Here is a 22,455-nt window from a genome sequence, read left to right on the forward strand (position 1 = left end):
CTGACACCCCACATTCCAACTGTGGGAGCGGGCTTGCTCGCGAAGGCGGCCTATCAGGCGATTTAGTGTTATTGGATGTACACGGTTCTAATGTGGGAGCTGGCTTGCCTGCGATGACTGTGGGCTGGGCGCTATAGATTTTTGGTCGGAGTACATATCCGTTGCTGCGGTCACGGCGGCTTAGGGTTCCGCCCTTACGGCGGGTCACTTTTGGCAAACGCCCCAAAAGTAACCAAAAGGTCTTTGCCCCACCACTCGGCACCTCGCCTAGGCTCGGTGTGCCCGAACGAAGGCTTGAATCCGTGGGCCGCCGTCATGGGCCATCCCTGGCCCAGGACGGCTAACCCGGCGTCCTGCCGGGTTACCCACGGATTCAAGCCTGCGTTCGGCCAGCGTGGTTAACGGGGCGCCTCAGATCAAGATCAAGATCAAGATCAAGATCAAGATCAAGATCAAGATCAAGATCAAGATCAAGATCAAGATCAAGATCAAAAGCCAAAGCCAATGGCTGGGGCCGGAGTGTCTGTAGATACCTGCGTTGCAATGAGGGCTAAGCTTGTCGGCTTACAGGTTCCTTTTTGGAGTTGTCCATGGCTCGGCCCCGCCCGCAACTGGTCACCGGCAAGCTGGAAAAGCTGCACCCCACGCAACTCACTGTCGGCCTGGCTGAGGTCGCCGCCAAGCGCGAAGCCTGGACCAAGCTCAAGCGCAAGGAGCGCGCCGCTGCGCTGGATAAACACTGGTTCCCCTGCGTGTTGGGGCCGGACGAGCGTTATTACATCACCGATCACCACCACTTTGGCCTGGCCCTGCTGCTGGAAGAGGTCAAGAGCGTGTCGTTGCTGATGCTCAAGGACTTGTCGTTCGTCGAGCGCAGCACGTTCTGGAATGTCATGGCGTTCAACCAGTGGGTTCACCCTTATGATGCCCGGGGGCTGCGTCGTTCCTACGAGGCTATCCCCCGAAAGATTACCGACTTGCAGGATGATCCCTATCGCAGCCTGGCGGGCCTGCTGCGTACGGCGGGCGGTTACGCCAAGGACGCTACGCCGTTCAGCGAGTTTCTCTGGGCTGATTTTTTCCGCTCCCGTATCGGTAGCGATGTGGTCAGCCAGCCGAGTGCCAAGGTGTTGGCCAAGGCTATGGTCCTGGCGCGCAGCCAGGAAGCACGTTATTTGCCGGGATGGGTAGGGCCGATTGAAAACTGAAACCAATGCCCCGTTTGTTGCATCACCCAACCGTATCCAGGACCTGCTTGCCGGGTTGTCCATTGCCGGGTTGTTGCTGCCCGAAGCGGTGGCGTATTCCAGCATCGCCGCATTGCCACCCCAGGCTGGGGTGATTGCCCTGTTTGCAGGGCTGCTGTGTTACGGCCTGTTCGGCACCAGTCGCTTTGCGATTGTTTCGGCCACCTCGTCTTCGGCGGCGGTATTGGCGGCGGCTACGGCCAGCCTGGCCGGTGGTGATCCGGCGTTGAGGCTGTCCCTGGCGTTCGGCCTGGTGCTGATCACTGCGGTGCTGTTCCTGCTGGCGGGGTTGTTCAAGCTGGGGGGTGTGACGTCGTTCATCGCCAAACCGGTGTTGCGCGGCTTTGCCTTCGGATTGGCGCTGACCATCATCCTCAAGCAGTTGGCCAGCGTGGTCGGCGTGCACCTGACCGACAACAACCTGATCCGCTTCCTGCCGCAATTGCTCGAGCAGTTGCCTCGCTGGAACTGGCCGGCCGCGACGGTGGCCGGGGTGGCGTTGCTGGTGCTGTGGGTGTGTGCGCGGATTCCTCGCTTGCCGGGCGGGCTGTTGGTGGTGGTGCTGGGCATCGTTGCCGGGCAGTACCTGGACTTGCAGGCCCACGGCGTTGCCCTGATCGGTTTGATCGATCTGCGCCTGGCGTTGGGGCACTTCCCGGATTTGCCGTTCGCCGACTGGCTGCGGTTGGGCGAACTGGCGTTTGCCTTGGTGATGATCCTGTATGCAGAGTCGTACGGCTCCATCAGCTCGTTTGCGCTTAAACACGGCGATCATGTGTCATCCAACCGCGACCTGCTGGCCTTGGGCGCGGCCAACCTGGTATCCGGGTTGTTCCACGGCATGCCGGCCGGTGCCGGGTATTCGGCCACCTCGGCCAATGAAGCGGCGGGGGCCAGCTCGCGTCTGTCGGGCATTGTCGCGGCCTTGGTGGTGCTGCTGATCGTGCTGACCGTGCTGCCGTATGTGGCGCTGACCCCGGAGCCTGTGCTGGCGGCCATCGTCGTGTATGCCTTGGCGCGGGGCTTGAGTCTGCAGCCCCTGGGGCGTTATTTTCTGTGGCGGCGCGACCGTTTGCTGGTGGTCTGTGCTGTGGCGGCGGTGCTGGTGTTGGGCGTGCTGGATGGTTTGCTGCTGGCGGTAGCGATCAGCGTGGTGTTGATGCTGCGGCAGATGTCGTCGGCCGACATACAAGTGCTGGGCCGCCTGGGCGATAGCCATGACTTTGTCGACTGCCAGCACCACGCCGATGCGGTGGCAGTGCCCGGTGTGTTGATCGTGCGGCCCAGCGAGGCGCTGTTCTTCGCCAATGCTGAACGTATCCTCGGCGCCGCCTTGCGCTTGATGCGCCAGTCGCCGGTGGACGCAGTGGTGTTGAGCCTGGAAGAGTCGCCGGACCTGGATGGCACCAGTATTGAAGCTCTGGCGGCGTTCTTTGCCCAAGTGCGCGGGGAGGGCAAGCGCCTGGTGCTGGCGCGTGTGCGGCATCCGGCGATGGACGTGTTGCAGGCATTGCCCGAAGCGCAGGCGCCGCAGGTTCAGCTCTGCGCCCTGAGTGTCGATGGTGCCGTGCAACTGGCCAAATCCCAGGCATAAAAAAACGCCGCGTATCGTGGAATACGCGGCGTCCTTTTACGTCAACACACCTTAGGCTTGAATCACCGGGATGTTGGCGCTTGCTGCGATTTTACGGAACTCGGCGATCTGGTCGAAGTTCAGGTAGCGGTAGACGTCACTGGCCATGGTGTCCAGTTTCGCTGCGTAGCCCATGTACTCTTCGACGGTCGGCAGGCGACCCAGAGTGGAAGCAACAGCCGCCAGCTCAGCCGAGGCCAGGTAGACGTTCGCGCCGTCACCCAGGCGGTTCGGGAAGTTACGGGTGGAAGTCGACACAACGGTCGAGTTCGGCTCTACACGTGCCTGGTTACCCATGCACAGCGAGCAGCCCGGCATTTCCATGCGCGCGCCAGCCTTGCCGTAGATGCCGTAGTAGCCTTCTTCGGTCAGTTGGTGAGCGTCCATCTTCGTCGGCGGCGACAGCCACAGACGGGTTGGCAGCTGACCCTTGACCTGCTCCAGCAGCTTACCGGCAGCGCGGAAGTGACCGATGTTGGTCATGCACGAACCGATGAACACTTCGTCGATCTTCTCGCCTGCAACGCTCGACAGCAGACGGGCATCGTCCGGGTCGTTCGGTGCGCAGAGGATAGGCTCGTTGATTTCCGCCAGATCGATCTCGATGATTTCGGCGTATTCCGCGTCGGCATCGGCTTCCATCAGCTCAGGGTTCTTGACCCAGGCTTCCATCGCTTGAGCACGACGTTCCAGGGTACGTGCATCGCCGTAGCCTTCACCGATCATCCAGCGCAGCAGGGTGATGTTGGAGTTCAGGTACTCGGTGATGGACTCTTTGGACAGCTTGATGGTGCAACCGGCAGCCGAACGTTCCGCCGAGGCGTCGGACAGTTCGAACGCTTGCTCCAGCGTCAGGTCGTTCAGGCCTTCGATCTCCAGGATGCGGCCGGAGAAGGCGTTCTTCTTGCCTTTCTTCTCTACGGTCAGCAGGCCCGACTGGATCGCGTAGTAAGGAATGGCATGAACCAGGTCACGCAGGGTGATGCCAGGTTTCATCTTGCCTTTGAAGCGCACCAGGATCGATTCCGGCATGTCCAGTGGCATCACGCCAGTGGCTGCGGCGAACGCGACCAGGCCAGAACCGGCCGGGAACGAGATGCCCATCGGGAAACGGGTGTGGGAGTCACCACCGGTACCCACGGTGTCCGGCAGCAGCATGCGGTTCAGCCAGCTGTGGATGATGCCGTCGCCTGGACGCAGCGATACACCGCCACGGGTCATGATGAAGTCAGGCAGGGTGTGGTGGGTGGTCACGTCGATCGGCTTTGGATAGGCCGCGGTGTGGCAGAAGGACTGCATCACCAGGTCGGTCGAGAAGCCCAGGCACGCCAAGTCTTTCAGTTCGTCACGGGTCATCGGACCGGTGGTGTCCTGGGAACCCACGGTGGTCATCTTCGGCTCGCAGTAGGTGCCAGGACGAACGCCTTTGCCTTCCGGCAGGCCGCACGCCTTGCCCACCATTTTCTGTGCCAGGGTGTAGCCCTTGCCAGTGTCGACAGGTGCTTCAGGCAGCTTGAACAGGTCGGTTGGGCCCAGGCCCAGTTCGGCACGTGCCTTGTCGGTCAGGCCGCGACCGATGATCAGCGGGATACGGCCGCCGGCACGGACTTCGTCCAACAGCACCGGGGTCTTCATTTCGAAGGTGGTGATGACTTCGTCGGTGCCGTGTTTGCAGACTTTGCCAGCATGTGGGTACAGGTCGATCACGTCGCCCATGTTCATGTTGGTAACGTCGAATTCGATTGGCAGTGCGCCGGCATCTTCCATGGTGTTGTAGAAGATTGGAGCGATCTTGCTGCCGAAGCAGAAGCCGCCGGCGCGCTTGTTCGGCACGTATGGCACGTCGTCGCCGAAGAACCACAGCACGGAGTTGGTGGCCGATTTACGCGACGAACCGGTACCGACCACGTCGCCCACGTAGGCGATCGGGAAGCCTTGGCCGCGCATTTCTTCGATCTGCTTCATCGGGCCGGTCTTGCCTTGCTCGTCCGGCACGATGCCTTCGCGCGCCATTTTCAGCATGGCCAGGGCGTGCAGCGGGATGTCCGGGCGGGACCAGGCGTCAGGCGCAGGGGACAGGTCGTCGGTGTTGGTTTCGCCGGTGACCTTGAAGACGCGCAGGCTGATCTTGTCGGCCAGGGTAGGGCGGTTGCGGAACCACTCGCCGTCAGCCCAGGACTGGATCACGGCTTTGGCGTGTTCGTTGCCGTTACGGGCTTTTTCAGCCACGTCGTGGAACGCATCGAACATCAGCAGGGTGTGCTTGAGTTGGGCGGCGGCGACAGGAGCCAGGGTGGCGTCGTCCAGCAGCTCGACCAGGGTCACGATGTTGTAGCCGCCTTGCATGGTGCCAAGCAGTTCAACGGCGCGCTGTTTGCTGATCAGGGGGGAAGTGGCTTCGCCCTTGGCCAGGGCAGACAGGAAACCGGCCTTGACGTAGGCAGCTTCGTCAACACCTGGTGGAATGCGGTTGGTGATCAGGTCAACGAGGAATTCTTCTTCGCCAGCCGGAGGATTTTTCAGCAGCTCGACCAGGCCTGCGGTTTGTTCGGCGTTAAGCGGCTGGGGAACGATACCCAGTGCTGCACGCTCTTCGATATGTTTGCGGTAGGCTTCAAGCACAGTTATTACCCTCATCAGTGGTCCCACGGGACGCTCATCCAGAAATGAACGGCACGCATGCGCTCGGGGGCTTTTTGGGCCGCAAAGCCAGCGCTGCCGGCATTCCTCACAGAAGCTGCTTTCAAAGTTTTACGCCTGCAGAGCGGAGCTGATGAGGGTTGGCGCTGGCTATTTACCGCGTAAATAACCGTCGCCAACACCGCTCTGAAGGAACGACTGTGCTCGTGACGCTTTGAAAACAGCTTCCAATGGACTATTGGCGCCTTACAAGGCCGGATGATTCTACGGCAAAAAATTTCTAAAGGTAAGTTGCCTAACCAAGTTTGCGGGGTGATAGCCGTTAGACAAAGGGCTAACATGGCGCATTGTTTCGCTGATCGGCGTGTTGTTGCCCATGTCCAACCAAACCATCAAGACCCCCTGCGTCGGCCTGTGCTCCACGGTTTACGGCGATCTGGTGTGCCGTGGCTGCAAGCGCTTCCATCACGAGGTGATCCAGTGGAATGGCTATAACGAGGAAGAAAAACGAGCGGTCTGGCTGCGCCTGGAGCAACTGCTGGTGCAGGTGATGGCCGGCAAACTGGAGGTGTTCGACCCCAAGGCCCTGCGCGGGCAGTTGGAGCAACGCAAGATCCGCTTTGTGCCGCACCAGTCCGAGTACTGCTGGGCCTACCAGTTGATCGCCCGGGGCGCGCGGGTGATTTCCAACCTGGAGGCCTATGGCATGGTGCTATTGCCGGAGTTTCGCGGGTGGGCGTTGCCGGATTTGCGCGATGCCATTGATCGAGAGTTCTTCATCCTCTCCGAGGCGCATTACCAGCGCTACATCGCCCCCGGGTTTCTCAAGGATGTATTTTCCACCTGACACCACACAAAACACCTGTGAGAGCTTCACGGTTTGAAAGGGCAGTGTCAGGGCTTGCTGGCCAGTTCTTCCAGATGATCCATCAACTCCTGCGGCTTGAGCACCAATACATCGCTTTCCAGCGTATCCAGCACGACCTCTGCGGTGTTGCCGATCAATGCCCCGGAAATACCCGTGCGGCCCACGGTGCCGATGATAGTGACCGCCGCCTGCAGCGTGTGGGCGAGATGCGGTATCAACACGTCCGCCGGCCCTTCCTCGATATGCAGATGTTTGTCATCCACATCGAACTCCGCCTGAAACGCCCTGCATTGCTCGCGATAACGCGCCTCGATGGTCTCCTTGAGCTGGAAGGTCGGGTCGGCCGCTGACAGCATCGGTGACGGGTGGGCGCTGATCACATGCAGCTGCGCCTTGGCCAAATGCGCGATATCGAAACCGTGATCGATGATCGAATTATGCAGTGAGCGGTGCTCACCGTCGTTGTTGCCCACGTCGATGGCCGCCAGGATCACCCGGCCCGCCCACGGTGTGGCGGTCTTGACCAACAGCACCGCAGTCGGGCAATAACGCAGCAACTTCCAATCCGCAGGCGTCAGCAGGGCCTTTTTCAGCGCGCTGTCAGGGAAGTGCTGCTTGATCACCAGCCCGCAGCCCTCGGCCTGCTGCACATCGATGATGGTTTCATGCAGGCTGTCATTCCAGGCCTGCTCGGTGGTGACGCTGTAGCCGTCCTCCTGCAAACCGGCCTTGAGCAGGCTCAGCAGCGCCGAGTGCTCGTGTTTCTTGTCGCACACCAGTAAATGCAAGTGCGCGCCGGTGACCCCGGCGATCAGCTTGGCACGCTTGAGGGCCAGGCTTTCCGAATGCTCGGGCTCGATGACCACCAGGAGGCTGCGGATGGCTTGCATGGTCGGGAACTCCAGGAAGAGGGTGGGCGTGCAACAACTATAGTTGCTGCCACGCTGCCGTCATGTTGATGCACATCAAGGGCGGTGGCTGGTGGTCTGCGGCGTGGTCGGTATAATCGGCGCCCTTTTGTGATCCTTTTGCCCGTGAGCCCGATGAACCTGCCCGAAATCCACGAATTCCTCGGCTGCCGCACCCCCGACGCCTGGGTCCAGGCCGCACTGGCCGATCAGGAAACCCTGCTGATCGACCATAAGAACTGCGAATTCAAAGCGGCCAGCACCGCCCTGAGCCTGATTGCCAAGTACTACAGCCATGTCGACCTGATCAACATGATGTCGCGCCTGGCCCGGGAAGAACTGGTGCACCACGAACAGGTCATGCGCCTGATGAAAAAACGCAAAATCGAGCTGCGCCAACTGAATGCCGGGCGTTATGCCTCGGGTTTGCGCAAAGTGGTGCGCACCCATGAGCCGGTCAAGCTGGTGGACACGCTGGTGGTAGGCGCGTTCATCGAAGCGCGCAGTTGCGAGCGTTTCGAAGCACTGGTGCCGCATTTGGACGAAGAACTCGGCAAGTTCTACTTCGGCTTGCTGAAAAGCGAAGCCCGGCATTTCCAGGGCTACCTGAAACTGGCCTACCAGTACGGTGACGCCAAGGATGTCGCCCAAGTGATCGAGCGGGTGAGGGCGGCCGAGCAGGAGCTGATCGAGTCACCCGACGTCGAGTTCCGCTTTCACAGTGGCGTGCCAGCCTGACGCCACGGCCACGCCGATCAGCGCGGTGATTCCGGTCAGCAGCAGGATCACCGTCTGCGTGCCCAGGGGCGCCGCCGCCACGGCGATCAGCAAACCGGCCAAGGGCTGGGCCAGGTTGTTGAACAGGGTGATCACGCCCACCGTCTTGCCAAAATCCTGCACCGGGATCACCCGCTGCCGGGTGCTGCGCATGTACACGTTGAACATCTTGTCGAAGCCGGTCACCAGCAGGAACCCCAGGGTGTAGGCCCAGAGATTGGGGCTGATCGCCATGATCAGCGCGCCCACGGCAATCATCGAATACGACAGGCCGCCCAGCACCTTCAGGGGCAATGTGGCACGCGCCAGGTAAAACAGGATGGCGATGGTCACCCCGGCACCGGCCGCCTGCAGCACGGCATAGCCATCCTTGCCCGCGCCAAACTGGCCGGTGACCATCGCCGCCGAAGTCGCCAGGGTCACGCCGATGATCAGGTTCACGCCCACCGCCAGGATGATCACGCGTTTCAACTCCGCCAGGTTGCGGATATGCCCCAGCGCCGTGCGCAGCGGCTGCAGCCAGATATCCCGATGCTGCACAAAGACTTGCAGGTTCACCGTGCTGTTGCGTTGCCACACGCGCATCGCCACGTCGGCCATCACAAACAACCCGGCCACCCCCAGTACCACGAGGTGCCAAGGCCACACCTCCAGCATCAGCGCCGCCACCAGCGGGCCCAGCACCAGCCCGCTCTGGTCGGCGATTTGCGAGTAGGACAGGGTCTTGGCATAGCTGTATTGCGGGAATACATGGGGCATCAGCACTTCTCGGGCCATGATGCCCTGGGTGGTCAACACCCCGCACAGCGCCGAGAGCAGCACGATCCAGTGGATCCCCTCGAACAGGCCGTACAGCGTCACCGCCATCACGCAGGCCAGTGCCCGATACACCTGGCTGATATGCAGGATGCGCGCGGGCGGGTACTTGTCGCACAATGCCCCGCACACCGGAAATGCCAGGTAGCGCGGCAGCGACTCGACAAAAAATGCCAGGCCGGCCCAGGAAACGCTCCCGGTACTCTGGAACACGATCAACGGCACGATAAACAGCAGAATCTGGTCTGCCAGTCGCGACAAAAACAGCGAAACAAAGAACGCCAGGTAATCCTTGCGCATACAACTCCCTGTGAATGGCGTTAAAGAGTGCGGGGTATTTGTTAAAAACTCTTAAAAGCATGAAGCTTCGTCGGCGCGTAATGGCCAACCGCTTCAGTGCACCGGCTTGCCACCTATAATGCGCACACTTCAATTCGCGCATCCACACTGAGAATTTATGGAAAACCTGGGTCTGGGCAAGGTTCTGCTCGTCGAGGACGATGAAAAGCTGGCGGGGCTGATCGCGCACTTTCTGTCGCAACACGGTTTCGAGGTGCGTGTGGTGCACCGGGGCGATGAAGCCTTGGCAGCCTTTCTCGATTTCAAGCCGAAAATCGTCGTGCTCGACTTGATGTTGCCGGGCCAGAGCGGCCTGCACGTGTGCCGCGAAATCCGCAATGTGTCCGACACGCCCATCGTGATCCTCACCGCCAAGGAAGATGACCTGGACCACATCCTGGGCCTGGAGTCCGGTGCCGACGACTATGTGATCAAACCCATCAAGCCACCCGTGCTGCTCGCCCGTTTACGTGCCTTGCAGCGTCGCCAAGTGCCCGAGCCCACCGTGCGCGGCTTCCTGGAGTTCGGCCGTTTGTCGATTGACCGCAGCTGCCGGGTGGTCAGCCTGGGCGACGAGAAGGTCGACCTCACCACCATGGAGTTCGAGCTGCTGTGGTTGCTGGCCAGCCACTCCGGCACCATCCTGTCGCGCGACGACATCCTCAACCGCATGCGTGGCATCGCCTTCGACGGCCTCAACCGCAGCGTCGACGTTTACATCAGCAAGCTGCGCGGCAAGCTCAACGACAACCCACGGGAACCGGTGTGCATCAAGACCATCTGGGGCAAGGGCTACCTGTTCAATCCGTTTGCGTGGGAGGCCTAGATGCTACGGCTGTTTTTGCGCCTGTACGTCATCCTCGCGCTGGGGTTGGCCGGGGCGATCTGGCTGGTCAACTACACCTTCGACGAGCTGCTGCCCGAAGCCAACGAAGTCTATAACCGCGAAGCGCTGCGCGGCCCGGCTTATGGCGTGGTGGAGCAACTGCGCCCGGTGCAGGGCGCGGCCCGCGAGGCGCGCCTGGCCGAGCTGCAACCCCATTACGGCTTGCACCTCAAGCTGGTGGAGCGCGATGCCATGGCCCTCAACGAGCGCGAGCAAAAGCTGCTTGCCGACGGCCAGTTGGTGGTGCGTGGCGACTTCATGGAGTTCATCACCAATATCGACGGTGGCCCGCAACTGCTGGACATCAAGTTGCCGGAAGAACCCAAGTGGTTGTACCTCTGGGCCTATAGCTTCCTCGGGGTGAGCCTGGCGATCGTGTTGTATTTCTGGGTACGCCCCCATTGGCGCGACCTGGAGCATATCCGCCTGGCCGCGCAGCGGTTTGGCGATAACGACCTGGGTTCACGCATCCTGCTGCCGCGCCGCTCCACCGTGCGCGAACTGGCCGGGCACTTCAACCAGATGGCCGAGCGCATTGAAAGCCTGATCGCCAACCAGCGTGAGCTGACCAATGCTGTCTCCCACGAGCTGCGCACGCCGATTGCGCGGTTGTCGTTCGAGCTGGACCAGCTCAAGCAACAGGCCGACCCGCGCCAGAGCCGCGAGCTGATTTCCGATATGTATGCCGACCTCGGCGAGCTGGAGGAAATGGTCTCGGAACTGTTGACCTACGCCAGCCTGGAGCGCGGCGCCACCCAGGTCACCCGCGAAAGTATCGAGGCCCACAGCTGGCTCGACAGCGTGATCGGCAGCGTGGCGCTGGAGGCCGAGGCGGCCGGTGTGCAGTTGTCGTTACGCACCTGCGAGGTGGATTTCATCCAGATCGAGCCGCGCTTCATGGCCCGTGCGGTGATCAACCTGCTGCGCAATGCCATCCGCTATGCCGAGCGCCGCGTGGAGGTGTCGCTGGTCAAGTTCGGCAGCGGCTACGAAGTGCGGGTCAACGACGATGGCCCGGGCGTACCGCTGGACGGCCGGGCCAAGATCTTCGAACCCTTCATGCGCCTGGACGCCAGCCGCGACCGCCGCACCGGCGGCTTCGGCCTGGGCCTGGCGCTGGTGCAGCGTGTCAGCCAGTGGCACGGCGGGCAGGTGGAAGTGCTGGATTCGGAGTGGGGCGGGGCATCGTTCCGCATGACCTGGGCATATGCCGAGTGAATGTGTAGACGTTCTAATGTGGGGCGGGCTTGCTCGCGAATGCGGCCGATCAGTCGAAATATCTTTGCCTGACCCACCGCCTTCGCGAGCAAGCCCGCTCCCACCTATCAGGTCAGAAGGTGTACTCGACCATCCCCATCACCGACGTCTGCAACCGCCGCTCCACAATCGGGCTCTTGCCCGCTTCATCTGCCAGGTACTGCACGTCCAGCAAGGTCGAGAACTGGGTGTGTTCGCTGATTGGCACGCTCCAGGTCAGGTTCATGCCGTTGCTGATGTTGCCCGCGCCAGCCTTGTAGGCCTTGAAGCGGCTTTGCGCGGCCTGGCCGGTGGTCACGCCGTACCAGGTCTGCAAGTACTCACGGTCGCCGAAGTGGCTGCTCAGGCCTGCATCGACTGAACCATAGCGGCCTTCATACAGGTTGGTACCCAGGCTCAGCTCCAGGTGGGTATAGGCCTTGCCGGTGTCCTTGTGATCGTTTTCCTTGAGCGCATGCTCCAGAGTCGCCCCCGCGATCACGCCGCCCAGGTTGTAGCTGGCACTGACGCCCAACTGCGGGCGTGACTTGATCTCGCCCATGCCCTTGAGGCGTTTGGAGCCTGCATGCAGGCTGTCATTTTTATCTTTGCGTGAACCGCTGGCGCCCACGTAGGCGCTGAAGCTAAGGGCATTACCTTCATAACCCCAACCCAGGCCTTTGTCGGTGTCGAGGAAGATGCCCCAGGGGCTGACGACTTTGCCGCCCAGCACTGGCGCGGTCATGCGTTCATCGCTGCCGCTGTAGCGCGGCGCATTCGCCACGCCCGCCTTGAGGCTGTATTCCCAGTCGTCGGCGAATGCCGTGTTGGCGCCCGCAAGCAGGCACAGCGAGGTCATCGACAGGCAAAGGTTTCTTGAGCGCATCAGGGTGGTCTTCCGTATTAAAAAATCAGAGGGTTATTGGGGGAGTGCGTGCGTTTGAAGGAGTAGCCCGAAGCGCTCAAGCCGTTGACCTGGCGGCTCACGGTGTCGCCCAGGCCATAGCCGTTCCCGGCCAATACCGCGTGGGCGTTGTCGACGGGGAGCAGGATGTAGTCGGTCAGTGGCTCGTCATGCAGTTGGCCGCGAATCACCAGGAAACCTTCTTCCAGGCGCACGCTGATCCCGCTCAAGGGCGCGTCGGGCTCATGGGTATTGAGCACTTGATAGGTGCCGATGGTGTCGGCCCAGGCCAGGGGCAGGGGCGGCGGGTCGATGCGTTCGCCAATGGCAATGCGCTGGCCGTGGCTGCGGGCGGTAAGCATCTGGCGGCCCTGTACCGTCACCACATCCAGCTGCACGCGGCCCAGTTCGCCGAGGTCCTTGAGCCAGAAGCCGAGGATTTTCTTCTGCGCACGCAGCCAACCGTGATCGTCACGCAGCAGTTCGAAATCGTACCCGGCCAACTCGCCGGTCAAGCGATCAGGCTCATCCTTGATCCGGAACACCCCCCAAGCCGTCGCATAAAACCCGGCCAGGCGCTTGCGGTCGACGGCGGCCGGCACATGGCGCAGCTTGAGGCCGTGGGTGGGCGCCTGGCAGTCGTCGGCGCACACCGGGTCGCCGGTCTGGGCCTGGAGCATCAGGCGCAGGGCGTCGGTGGACAACGACACCACCATGTCCTCAGCGTTGCTGTCGTTGGCCATGATGATCACGGCCAGTTGCTGGTCGGGCAGCAGGGTCAGTTGCGCGGCAAAGTCATCGCCACCGCCGCTGTGCTGGTAGGTGCGTACGCCTGCGCCAATAGGCTCGTCACCGCAGGGCGCAAGGAACCAGGCCAGGCCCACCTGGCAATCGAAATCCAGGGCGTTGCCGGTGTTTTGCTGGGTGAACATGTCGTCGATCGAGGCGCGGCTCAGCACGCGATTGCCCTTGTAGGTGCCCTGGGCGAACAGCATCTGCACGTAGTGGGCGAGGTCTTTGGGGCTGGTCCACAAACCGCCCGCAGCGAGGTCGCGCACTTGGGCGTCGGTACTGGCGACGCCATCCTCGTAACCCAACGCGCGATAGCCGAGTTCGGCGCGGGTGCCGACAAAACTCGACTGCTTCATCTCCAGCGGCTTGAGCAGGCTGTTTTGCAATTGGGCCTCAAAGCTTTTGCCGCTGCTGCGCTCGATGGCGGCGCCGACCAGCGAGTACCCGAGGTTGGAATAGGCTACCTGGGAGCCGGGTGGGCTGCTCAGCCACACCCCTGATATGCGCGCCGGCATCTGGCCCATGGCAAAGCTGCTGCGCAGGTCACGCAGGTGTTCGCTGGGCAAGCCGGATTGGTGGCTGAGCAATCGGCGCAGGGTGATATCGCGGTCAGCGGCAGCCTGGTCGGTGTGAAAGCGCGAACGCACGTAAAACTCGCGTAGGGTTTGCTGGATCGGCGCGTCCAGCGCCAGGCGTTGCTGCTCCACCAGTTGCAGGGCCGCCGTGGCGGTCAGCAGCTTGGAGATGCCCCCGGCACGAAACGCCGTATTGGGCGTGACCGGTACACCCTGGCTTTTGTCAGCCAGGCCAAAGCCACGGGCCCAGATCAGCTCCTGGCCATTGACCAGGGCAATGGACAGCCCGGGCACATTCTCCCGGGCCATGTCCCGGGGAATGCGGGTTTGCAGGTAACGGATGATCGCGCTGTAGTCACCCTTGGGAATCGGCGGCGGGGCAGGCGGTTGCCCATGGCACCCGATACTGCCCAGCAGGCAACCCAGCAGTGGAATACCGCGCAATGTGCGAAACATGAAGAGCACCCGGATGGTGATGTGGATGCTCGAATGCTAGGGCCGTGCCCGCCCACAATCTTTGAGAGCTTTGTCGGGAAACTGTCAAAGACTGTTAACGGGCCAATCCCAATCGCGCATGCCACTGGGCGATGGACTCCTCGGGGTATTCGTCGAATTGCAGGTCGCCCTTGCGCACGCTCACTTCAACCCAGGGTGCCTTGGAGCCCAGCATCAAGTGGGTGTGCTCCGGCGGCACCGGCAACGGCGTGTCGATGGCCGAGGCAAACGGGTGGATCAGCTCCGGCCACTCGGGGCTGAACAACCACAAGGCACTGGCGCACTGCGAGCAGAAGTGTCGCTCGGCCGTGCTCGCATGGGCGCGGCTGGCGCCGTCTGGCTTGAGCTTGGCGTGGTAGATCGAAATGTATTTGCGTCCGCGTACTTTCAGGCTTGAGGCGTCGCCGCCCAGGTTGATCGCGTAGCCGCCACCGCCCCCGGTCTTGCGACAGATCGAGCAATAGCAACGCTGGTAAGGGTAGGGGTGGGCGCTGGTGAGGCTGAACGTCACGGCGCCGCAATGGCAGGATCCTTCTAAATGCATGGCTGTCTCCTTTGGCAAGGTGACTGTTGAGCTTAGGCGCTCTCGGGCATCAAGGTGGCGATCAACGCGCGGATCGTCCCCGGCAAGGCTTCCAGCTCGCGCACCAGGATGCTGCGCTCGCGAATCGCCCAGGGCTCATCCAGCTTGACCGCCACCAGTTGCATGGTCCGGCTGTGCCGCACGGCGGCAGACTCCGGAATGATCCCGATGCCTACACCGGCCTCGACCATCCGGCAGATCGCCTCGAAGCTCGACACCTGGATACGCAGCGACAAATGCTTGCCGATACGCTCCACGTGTTCACGCAAAAAACTCAACAGCGTGCTGCCTTCATGCAGGCCGATGTGCTGGTAGGCGAGGGTCTGTTCCAGGGTGACTTTAGCGTGGCCAGCCAAGGGATGGTCCACGGGTACCATCAGCACCAGTTCGTCGGTGCTGAAATGCAACACCTGCAAACCTGCCGCTTCCACGGGGCCGGCGATGATGCCCATGTCGCTGGTGCCGTCCAGCACGCCGCGCACGATATCTCGGGACAGGCGCTCCTGCAGGTCCACTGTCACCCCGGGGCGCTTGGACAAGAAACCCGCCAGCACTTCCGGCAGGAACTCGGTGACGGCCGTGGTGTTGGCGAAGATGCGGATGTGCCCGGCCGAATCCACGCCGTACTGGGTGAACTCGCTTTTGAGGTAATCCACCTGGCGCATGATCAACCGCGCATGGTGCAGCAGCCGCTCGCCGGCCGGGGTGATCTCCACGCCCCGGCTGTCACGGTAGAGCAGGCGCGTGTCCAGCTGGCCTTCCAACGCCTTGATCCGCGCACTCGCGGCGGCCGGTGAAAGAAACGCCCGCTTGGCGCCCTGGGTGAGGCTGGGGGATTCGGCGATATGGATAAACAGGCGCAGGTCAGCAAGATCGAAGTGCATGGCGGCTCCAGGTTGAACATGACTCTCATCACAATGGAGATCTCATTGTGGGAGCGGGCTTGCTCGCGAAGGCGGTGTCTCAGTCAATGAATGTGTATCGGGCAAACCGCTTTCGCGAGCAAGCCCGCTCCCACAGGGAATCGCCCCGTACATAAGAGTGGCGTTCAGCATAACCGAACGCTGGTTTATTGAAATGCAAATTCTCAGAACGGGCACGCGCTTGCATGATCCGGGGCAGACACCCACTGCCAGAGGACCTGCACCCGATGAGCGCCACAGACTGGATCGGCCGAAGCGAAACCGCCCACGACCATTTGAGCCATAACCTGCTCAAACGCATTGCCGCCACGTTCGGTGAGCCAGTGCCTGAAGACGGTGCGCCCGTGCCCCCGCTGTGGCAGTGGTGTTTTTTCCAGGATCCAGTGCCAGAAGCAGCGCTGGGCAGCGACGGCCATCCGGCCCGAGGCGGCTTCCTGCCACCGGCTGACAACCGCAACCGTATGTGGGCCGGTGGGCGCCTCGAATTCCTGCACCCCCTGCGTGCCGGCGAAGCGGCCACCCGCGTATCCACCATCACCCAGGTCGAAGAAAAGGCCGGTCGCAGCGGTTCACTGTTGTTCGTCACCGTGCGCCACGACTACTCCCAGCAAGGTCGCCTGGCCATCCGCGAAGAACAGGACATCGTCTATCGCGAGCCCACGCCACCCAAGCAGGGCAGCGGTGAGGCGCTGGCGGCCGGCGAATGGCGTGAAGCCGTCGAGCCCACCCCCACCTTGCTGTTTCGCTACAGCGCCGTGACCTTCAACGGCCACCGCATTCACTACGACTACCCCTATGTCACCGGCACCGAAGGCTACGCCGGGCTGGTGGTGCACGGGCCGCTGATCGCTACCTTGAACCTGCGTGCCTTCTGCCGTGCCCACCCCGACAAGACCTTGCGCCGTTTCGCCTATCGCGGTGTGCGCCCGCTGATCGCGCCGCAGGCTTTTGAAGTGGGTGGGCGCCTCACTGAAACCGGCGTTGCCGAGCTGTGGGCCGGTAACGGCGATGGCCTGGCGCAGACCGCACACGTGCATTTCGAATAATCAAAGAACAACAGGCGGAGAGCCGTTAATGAACCCCCATGACAATGAAGAACTCAACGCCATCCGAGAAGGCGTGCGCGCCTTGTGCGCCGAATTCGATGCCGCCTACTGGCGTAAGATCGATGAAGAAAAAGGCTTCCCGGAAGCCTTCGTCAAGGCCCTGACCGATGCGGGCTGGCTGTCGGCGATGATCCCCGAAGCGTACGGCGGTTCCGGCCTGGGCTTGGCCGAAGCCTCGGTGATCCTTGAAGAGGTCAACCGTTGCGGCGGCAACTCCGGCACCGTGCATGGCCAGATGTACAACATGTTCACCCTGTTGCGTCATGGCAGCGAAGCGCAAAAAAGCTTCTACCTGCCCAAGCTGGCCAGCGGCGAACTGCGCCTGCAATCGATGGGCGTCACCGAGCCTACCACCGGCACCGACACCACCAAGATCAAGACCACCGCGATCAAGCGCGGCGACAAGTACGTGATCAATGGCCAGAAGGTGTGGATCTCACGCATCCAGCATTCCGACCTGATGATCCTGCTGGCGCGCACCACGCCGTTGGCCGAGGTGAAGAAAAAGTCCGAAGGCATGTCGATCTTCCTGGTGGACCTGCGCGAGGCCATCGGCAACGGCCTCACCGTGCAACCCATCGCCAACATGGTCAACCATGAAACCAACGAGCTGTTCTTCGACAACCTGGAGCTGCCCGCCGACAGCCTGATTGGCGAGGAGGGCAAGGGCTTCAAGTACATCCTTGACGGCCTCAATGCCGAGCGCACGCTGATCGCTGCCGAATGCATCGGTGACGGCCGCTGGTTCATCGAAAAAGCCAGCGCCTATGCCCGCGACCGCGTGGTGTTTGGCCGGCCCATCGGGCAGAACCAAGGCGTGCAGTTCCCAATTGCCGAAGCCCATATCGAAATCGAGGCGGCCGACCTGATGCGCTGGCGTGCCTGCGAGGAATACGACAGCGGCCGCAATGCCGGAGCCAGCGCCAATATGGCCAAGTACCTGGCGGCCAAGGCGTCGTGGGAAGCGGCCAACGCCTGCCTGCAAACCCACGGCGGCTTCGGGTTTGCCTGCGAGTACGACGTGGAGCGCAAATTCCGCGAGACCCGCCTGTACCAGGTGGCGCCGATCTCCACCAACCTGATCCTGTCCTACGTGGCCGAGCACCTGCTCGAACTGCCACGCAGTTTCTGAGGGCCCGACCATGAGCCATACCCAAGCGCTGTGCCGGTTCCTCGCCGCATTGAATTATGAGCAATTGCCTGACGCCGTGCTGGCGCGCACCGAAGACCTGTACCTGGACTGGTTGGCCTCGGCCCTGGCCAGTAAAGGTGCGCACCCGATCCCGTTGTTCGAACGTTATGCGCAGAAGATGGGCCCTGCCAGTGGCCCAGCCCAAGTGATCGTCAGTGGCGGCAGCAGCAGCGCCTATTTCGCTGCGCTGGTCAACGGTGCGTCGTCCCACCTGGTGGAGCAGGACGACCTGCACAACAGCTCGGTGCTGCACCCGGCCACCGTGGTGTTTCCGGCGGCGTTGGCCGCAGCACAAGACCTCGGCAAATCCGGCCGCGACCTGCTGCTGGCATCGGTAGCCGGCTATGAAGCGGGCATTCGCATCGGCGAATTCATGGGGCGTTCCCATTACCGCATCTTCCACACCACGGCCACCGTCGGCACGCTCGCAGCTGCCGTGGCCGTGGGCAAGCTGCTGGGTTTCAACGAAGAACAATTCATCAACCTGCTCGGCAGCGCCGGCACCCAGGCCGCAGGGCTGTGGGAGTTCCTGCGCGATGCCGCCGACTCCAAGCAACTGCACACGGCCAAGGCGGCGGCGGATGGGTTGCTGGCCGCTTACCTGACGGCCGACGGGCTGACCGGTGCGCGCAATATCCTCGAAGGTGACCAGGGCTTGGCGGCGGGCATGTCCACGGATGCCGAACCCGCCAAGCTGTCCGCCGACCTCGGTAGCCGTTGGGCGCTGCTGGAAACCTCGTTCAAGTTCCACGCCTCGTGCCGCCACACCCACCCGGCCGCCGATGCCTTGCTCGGCCTGATGCAACGCGAAGGCCTGCACGCCGAGCAGATTGCACGCGTGCAAACCCATGTGCACCAAGGCGCCATCGACGTGCTGGGCCGCGTGAAGGTGCCGGCCTCGGTGCACCAGGCCAAGTTCTCCATGGGCACCGTGCTCGGCCTGATCGCTGTGCATGGCAAGGCGGGCCTCACTGAGTTTCACGAACTGGCGTTGAACGACCCGGCTGTCGCTACCTTTCGCGACAAGGTCAGTATGACCCTCGACCCCGAAGTCGATGGCGCCTACCCGCAGCGCTGGCTCGGCCGCGTCACCGTCACCACCACGGATGGCCGCACGCTGCGTGGTGCCATCGACGAGCCCAAGGGCGACCCGGGCAACACCCTGAGCCGGGCAGAGCTGGCGGACAAATTCCAGCGACTCATCCACTTCAGCGCTGCCCGCACCCCGGCCCAAGCCAACGCCCTGATCGAGAAGGTCTGGGACTTGCGCAACGCCGCGTCCATGGCCCACTGGCTTTGAGGGATCATCATGACTAACCAACGACCACTGGACGGCATCACCGTCATCAGCCTGGAACATGCGATTGCCGCGCCATTCTGTACCCGCCAATTGGCCGACCTGGGGGCTCGGGTGATCAAGGTGGAGCGCCCGGGCGCCGGCGATTTTGCCCGAGGCTACGACGAGCGCGTGCGCGGCCTGGCCTCGCATTTCGTGTGGACCAACCGCTCCAAGGAAAGCCTGACCCTTGACCTCAAGCAGGACGAGGCGGGCGCGATTCTCGAGACCCTGCTGGCCGACGCCGACGTGCTGGTGCAGAACCTGGCGCCCGGCGCAGCGGCGCGCATGGGCCTGTCGTTCGAGGCGCTGCATGAGCGTTTTCCACGGTTGATCGTCTGCGACATTTCCGGCTATGGCGAAGGCGGGCCGTATGAAAAGAAGAAGGCCTACGACCTGCTGATCCAGAGCGAAGGCGGCTTTCTGTCGGTGACGGGCGGGCCGGGCGAAGACCAGATGGCCAAGGCCGGCTGCTCCATCGCCGACATCTCGGCGGGCATGTACGCCTACAGCGGCATCCTCTCGGCCTTGCTGTTGCGCGGCAAAACCGGCAAGGGGAGTCGTATCGACGTGAGCATGCTGGAAAGCCTGGTGGAGTGGATGGGCTACCCGATGTACTACGCGTTCGACGGCGCGCCCCAGCCACCGCGTGCGGGCGCCGCGCATTCGACGATCTACCCCTATGGGCCGTTTCCTACCGGTGACGGTGGCACGGTGATGCTCGGTTTGCAGAATGAACGCGAGTGGGCGGCGTTCTGCGACAAGGTGCTGCTCACGCCGGAACTGGCGACGGATGAGCGTTTTTCGGCGAACTTCAAGCGCTCGGCCAACCGCGAGGTGCTGCGCCAGATCATCGTCGACCGCTTTGCGCAGCTCGATGCCGAGGCCGTGATCCAGCGCCTGGAGGAGGCGCAGATTGCCAGTGCACGGGTCAACGACATGCAGGGCGTGTGGGAGCACCCGCAGCTCAAGGCCCGCGACAGCTGGCGTGAGGTTGATAGCCCGGCCGGGCCGTTGCCTTCGCTGCTGCCGCCGGCACGCAACGCGGCGTTCACCCCGCGCATGGACGCCGTACCGGCACTGGGGCAACACAGCCAGGCCATCCTCGACAGGCTCGGTTACAGCGCCGACGCCATCGAAACCCTGAAAACCCGCGGCGTCATCTGACCCGCATCCCCTTTGTAGGCGCCGGCAAGCCGGCTCCTACGGGGGCTGTGATAACAAGGAAATTCTGTGATGCCCAAGCCATTAGTGCGCTCTGCGCTGTTTGTACCCGGCAGCCGCCCGGAACGATTTTCCAAAGCCTTGGCCAGTGGTGCCGATGCGGTGATCGTGGATTTCGAAGACGCGGTGGAAGAACCCCTCAAGCGCCAGGCACGGGACAATCTCGGGGCCTTTCTCAGCGCCAACCCGGCGGCCCAGGTCTGGGTGCGCATCAACGCGCCGGAACATGCCGAGCACTTTGAGGACGTGGCGTTCTGTAAAGCCCACCCGAATGTGGCGGGTGTGCTGTTGCCGAAGGTCGAAAGCGCAGCCCAGGTGGCGGTGGTGGCCGCCACCGGCAAAGTGATCTGGCCGATCATCGAAAGTGCACGGGGCTTGCTGGCCGTGGCCGAGATCGCCCACGCCCCTCAGGTGGAACGCCTGTCGTTCGGCGGCCTGGACCTGGCGCTGGACCTGAACCTGAGCAGCCATTCACCGGCCGCCCAGTTCGCCCTGGACCAGGCGCGCCTGGCGCTGATCGTACATTCCCGCGCAGCCGGGTTAGTGGCGCCGCTGGACGGCGTGCACCCGGCCATCGACGACCCCGAGGGCCTGCGCCGCTCGATCCGGCATGCCTATGAAATGGGCTTCGCCGGGGCGCTGTGTATTCATCCCAAGCAGGTGGCGGTGATTCATGAGGCGCTGGCGCCCAGTGCCGAGGATCTGGCCTGGGCTAAGCGCGTGGTGGAAGGCGGCGCCAGCGGGGCAGGCGCCTACCAGATCGATGGGCAGATGGTGGATGCACCGGTGTTGCTGCGTGCCCAAAGATTGCTGGCCGCCCAGATCTGACTGACACCACCTACTCAAAAACTGTGGGATCTCCATTGTTCTTTGGATTGGTGTTCGGCCAGGCCGAACGCAGGTATCAAAAAATCGAAATTCACTACACGCGCCACATCAGGCACCTTGCCCTACAACACAACAATAAGAAGGTGATTTCCCATGCTCAAGCTTTCCCGGGCGCTGCTGTGCGCCGCCACCTTGTTTGCCGCGGGCCTGTCCCAGGCGGCGGACCCGATTGTCATCAAGTTTGCCCACGTCGTCGCCGAAAACACCCCTAAAGGCCAAGGTGCGCTGCTGTTCAAAAAGCTGGCGGAAGAACGCCTGCCGGGCCGAGTGAAAGTCGAGGTGTACCCCAACTCGTCGCTGTTCGGCGATGGCAAGGAAATGGAAGCGCTGCTGCTGGGGGATGTGCAGATGCTGGCGCCGTCCCTGGCCAAGTTCGAGCAATACACCAAGCAAGTGCAGATCTACGATTTGCCGTTCCTGTTCAACGACCTGGCGGCCGTCGACCGCTTCCAGGCGGCCCAGGGCAAGGCGCTGCTGACCTCCATGCAGGACAAGAACATCCTCGGCCTGGCCTATTGGCACAACGGCCTCAAGCAATTGTCGTCGAACAAGGCCCTGCATGAACCCAAGGATGCCCGGGGCCTGAAATTCCGCGTGCAGGCGTCCAGCGTGCTCGAAGAACAGTTCAAGGCGATCCGCGCCAACCCGCGCAAGATGAGCTTTGCCGAGGTGTACCAAGGCTTGCAGACCGGCACCGTGAATGGCACCGAGAACACCTGGTCGAACTATGAAAGCCAGAAGGTCAACGAAGTGCAGAAGTACTTCACCGAGTCCAACCATGGCTTGATCGACTACATGGTGATCACCAACGCCAAGTTCTGGAACGGCCTGCCACCGGATATCCGCACCACCCTGGAGCAGATCATGGCCGAGGTCACCGTCGAGGTGAACAAACAGGCCGAAGCGCTGAACCAGTCGGCCAAGCAAAAGATCATCGACGCCAAGACCAGCGAAATCATCGAGCTGACCCCCGAGCAACGCCAACTCTGGCGCGAAGCCATGCGCCCGGTGTGGCAGAAGTTCGAGGGTGAGATCGGCGCTGACCTGATCAAGGCGGCGGACGCCTCCAACCAGTGATTCCGGGTTG

The 22,455-nt window shown here is 62.4% G+C and carries 20 protein-coding genes; 13 read left to right on the top strand and 7 right to left on the bottom strand.

The window, feature by feature from the left end:
* Positions 1–394: 394 nt before the first annotated feature.
* The 3 genes from ACVWVP_RS28400 (at position 395) to ACVWVP_RS28410 (ending at position 2,841) form a co-directional block, all read left to right on the top strand.
* Positions 395–529 carry a hypothetical protein gene (locus tag ACVWVP_RS28400; protein WP_457409322.1) on the top strand — a complete coding sequence of 45 codons (135 nt, stop codon included), beginning with the start codon at positions 395–397 and terminating at the stop codon, positions 527–529.
* Positions 530–590: 61 nt separating this feature from the next.
* On the top strand, positions 591–1,208 hold the full coding sequence (locus ACVWVP_RS28405; RefSeq protein ID WP_457409324.1) for a ParB-like protein: 618 nt from the start codon (positions 591–593) through the stop codon (positions 1,206–1,208).
* Entirely contained in the window at positions 1,198–2,841 is a 1,644-nt protein-coding gene (locus ACVWVP_RS28410) for a SulP family inorganic anion transporter (RefSeq protein ID WP_457409326.1), read from the top strand. Before ACVWVP_RS28405 ends, ACVWVP_RS28410 begins: the two co-directional genes overlap by 11 nt.
* Positions 2,842–2,892: 51 nt before the next feature.
* On the opposite strand, the gene acnB is transcribed toward ACVWVP_RS28410, so the two are convergent.
* Complete coding sequence (gene acnB, locus ACVWVP_RS28415) at positions 2,893–5,502, bottom strand: bifunctional aconitate hydratase 2/2-methylisocitrate dehydratase (protein WP_259171710.1); 2,610 nt, start codon at positions 5,500–5,502, stop codon at positions 2,893–2,895.
* Between the two features lie 394 nt (positions 5,503–5,896).
* On the opposite strand from acnB, the gene ACVWVP_RS28420 reads away from it, so the two are divergent.
* A complete protein-coding gene (locus ACVWVP_RS28420) occupies positions 5,897–6,367 on the top strand; it encodes a DUF1289 domain-containing protein (protein WP_457409328.1) in 471 nt (156 codons plus the stop codon).
* Between the two features lie 47 nt (positions 6,368–6,414).
* On the opposite strand, the gene ACVWVP_RS28425 is transcribed toward ACVWVP_RS28420, so the two are convergent.
* Positions 6,415–7,278, bottom strand: coding sequence for a universal stress protein (locus ACVWVP_RS28425; RefSeq protein WP_178924743.1), 864 nt, complete (start codon positions 7,276–7,278; stop codon positions 6,415–6,417).
* A gap of 153 nt (positions 7,279–7,431) precedes the next feature.
* Here ACVWVP_RS28425 and miaE point away from each other — a divergent pair, with 153 nt between their 5' ends.
* Entirely contained in the window at positions 7,432–8,034 is a 603-nt protein-coding gene (gene miaE, locus ACVWVP_RS28430; RefSeq protein ID WP_105697059.1) for a tRNA-(ms[2]io[6]A)-hydroxylase, read from the top strand.
* Here the strand turns inward: miaE and ACVWVP_RS28435 are convergent.
* Complete coding sequence (locus ACVWVP_RS28435) at positions 7,990–9,189, bottom strand: MFS transporter (RefSeq protein ID WP_457409331.1); 1,200 nt, start codon at positions 9,187–9,189, stop codon at positions 7,990–7,992. The genes miaE and ACVWVP_RS28435 overlap by 45 nt on opposite strands.
* 157 nt (positions 9,190–9,346) lie before the next feature.
* On the opposite strand from ACVWVP_RS28435, the gene ACVWVP_RS28440 reads away from it, so the two are divergent.
* Positions 9,347–10,054 carry a response regulator gene (locus ACVWVP_RS28440; protein WP_178924747.1) on the top strand — a complete coding sequence of 236 codons (708 nt, stop codon included), beginning with the start codon at positions 9,347–9,349 and terminating at the stop codon, positions 10,052–10,054.
* The gene (locus ACVWVP_RS28445) at positions 10,055–11,332 is read left to right on the top strand and encodes an ATP-binding protein (RefSeq protein WP_178924749.1); all 1,278 of its coding nucleotides are present in this window, start codon (positions 10,055–10,057) and stop codon (positions 11,330–11,332) included.
* Positions 11,333–11,444: 112 nt separating this feature from the next.
* On the opposite strand, the gene ACVWVP_RS28450 is transcribed toward ACVWVP_RS28445, so the two are convergent.
* From ACVWVP_RS28450 to ACVWVP_RS28465, 4 genes are all read right to left on the bottom strand, one after another.
* Positions 11,445–12,236 carry a MipA/OmpV family protein gene (locus ACVWVP_RS28450; RefSeq protein ID WP_178924751.1) on the bottom strand — a complete coding sequence of 264 codons (792 nt, stop codon included), beginning with the start codon at positions 12,234–12,236 and terminating at the stop codon, positions 11,445–11,447.
* A 17-nt stretch (positions 12,237–12,253) separates the two neighbouring features.
* Positions 12,254–14,077: a serine hydrolase domain-containing protein gene (locus tag ACVWVP_RS28455; protein WP_457409334.1), complete on the bottom strand. Its 1,824-nt coding sequence runs from the start codon at positions 14,075–14,077 to the stop codon at positions 12,254–12,256.
* Positions 14,078–14,171: 94 nt separating this feature from the next.
* Complete coding sequence (locus ACVWVP_RS28460; protein WP_178924755.1) at positions 14,172–14,660, bottom strand: GFA family protein; 489 nt, start codon at positions 14,658–14,660, stop codon at positions 14,172–14,174.
* 32 nt (positions 14,661–14,692) lie between these two features.
* Positions 14,693–15,583 (bottom strand): LysR family transcriptional regulator, encoded by an 891-nt coding sequence (locus tag ACVWVP_RS28465; protein ID WP_176995816.1) that lies wholly within the window; start codon positions 15,581–15,583, stop codon positions 14,693–14,695.
* Positions 15,584–15,849: 266 nt separating this feature from the next.
* Between ACVWVP_RS28465 and ACVWVP_RS28470 the strand changes: the two genes are divergently transcribed.
* From ACVWVP_RS28470 to ACVWVP_RS28495, 6 genes are all read left to right on the top strand, one after another.
* The gene (locus ACVWVP_RS28470) at positions 15,850–16,668 is read left to right on the top strand and encodes an FAS1-like dehydratase domain-containing protein (RefSeq protein WP_178924757.1); all 819 of its coding nucleotides are present in this window, start codon (positions 15,850–15,852) and stop codon (positions 16,666–16,668) included.
* A 28-nt stretch (positions 16,669–16,696) separates the two neighbouring features.
* Entirely contained in the window at positions 16,697–17,860 is a 1,164-nt protein-coding gene (locus tag ACVWVP_RS28475) for an acyl-CoA dehydrogenase family protein (protein WP_176995818.1), read from the top strand.
* Positions 17,861–17,870: 10 nt separating this feature from the next.
* Positions 17,871–19,220: an MmgE/PrpD family protein gene (locus tag ACVWVP_RS28480; RefSeq protein WP_457409338.1), complete on the top strand. Its 1,350-nt coding sequence runs from the start codon at positions 17,871–17,873 to the stop codon at positions 19,218–19,220.
* A 9-nt stretch (positions 19,221–19,229) separates the two neighbouring features.
* Positions 19,230–20,423, top strand: a complete 1,194-nt coding sequence (locus tag ACVWVP_RS28485; protein ID WP_259171613.1) for a CaiB/BaiF CoA transferase family protein — start codon at positions 19,230–19,232, stop codon at positions 20,421–20,423.
* A 69-nt stretch (positions 20,424–20,492) separates the two neighbouring features.
* Complete coding sequence (locus ACVWVP_RS28490; RefSeq protein WP_259171612.1) at positions 20,493–21,308, top strand: HpcH/HpaI aldolase/citrate lyase family protein; 816 nt, start codon at positions 20,493–20,495, stop codon at positions 21,306–21,308.
* Positions 21,309–21,461: 153 nt separating this feature from the next.
* Positions 21,462–22,445 (top strand): TRAP transporter substrate-binding protein, encoded by a 984-nt coding sequence (locus tag ACVWVP_RS28495; RefSeq protein ID WP_457409340.1) that lies wholly within the window; start codon positions 21,462–21,464, stop codon positions 22,443–22,445.
* Positions 22,446–22,455: the final 10 nt, after the last annotated feature.

It is taken from the genome of Pseudomonas sp. TE24901 (genome assembly GCF_054058375.1).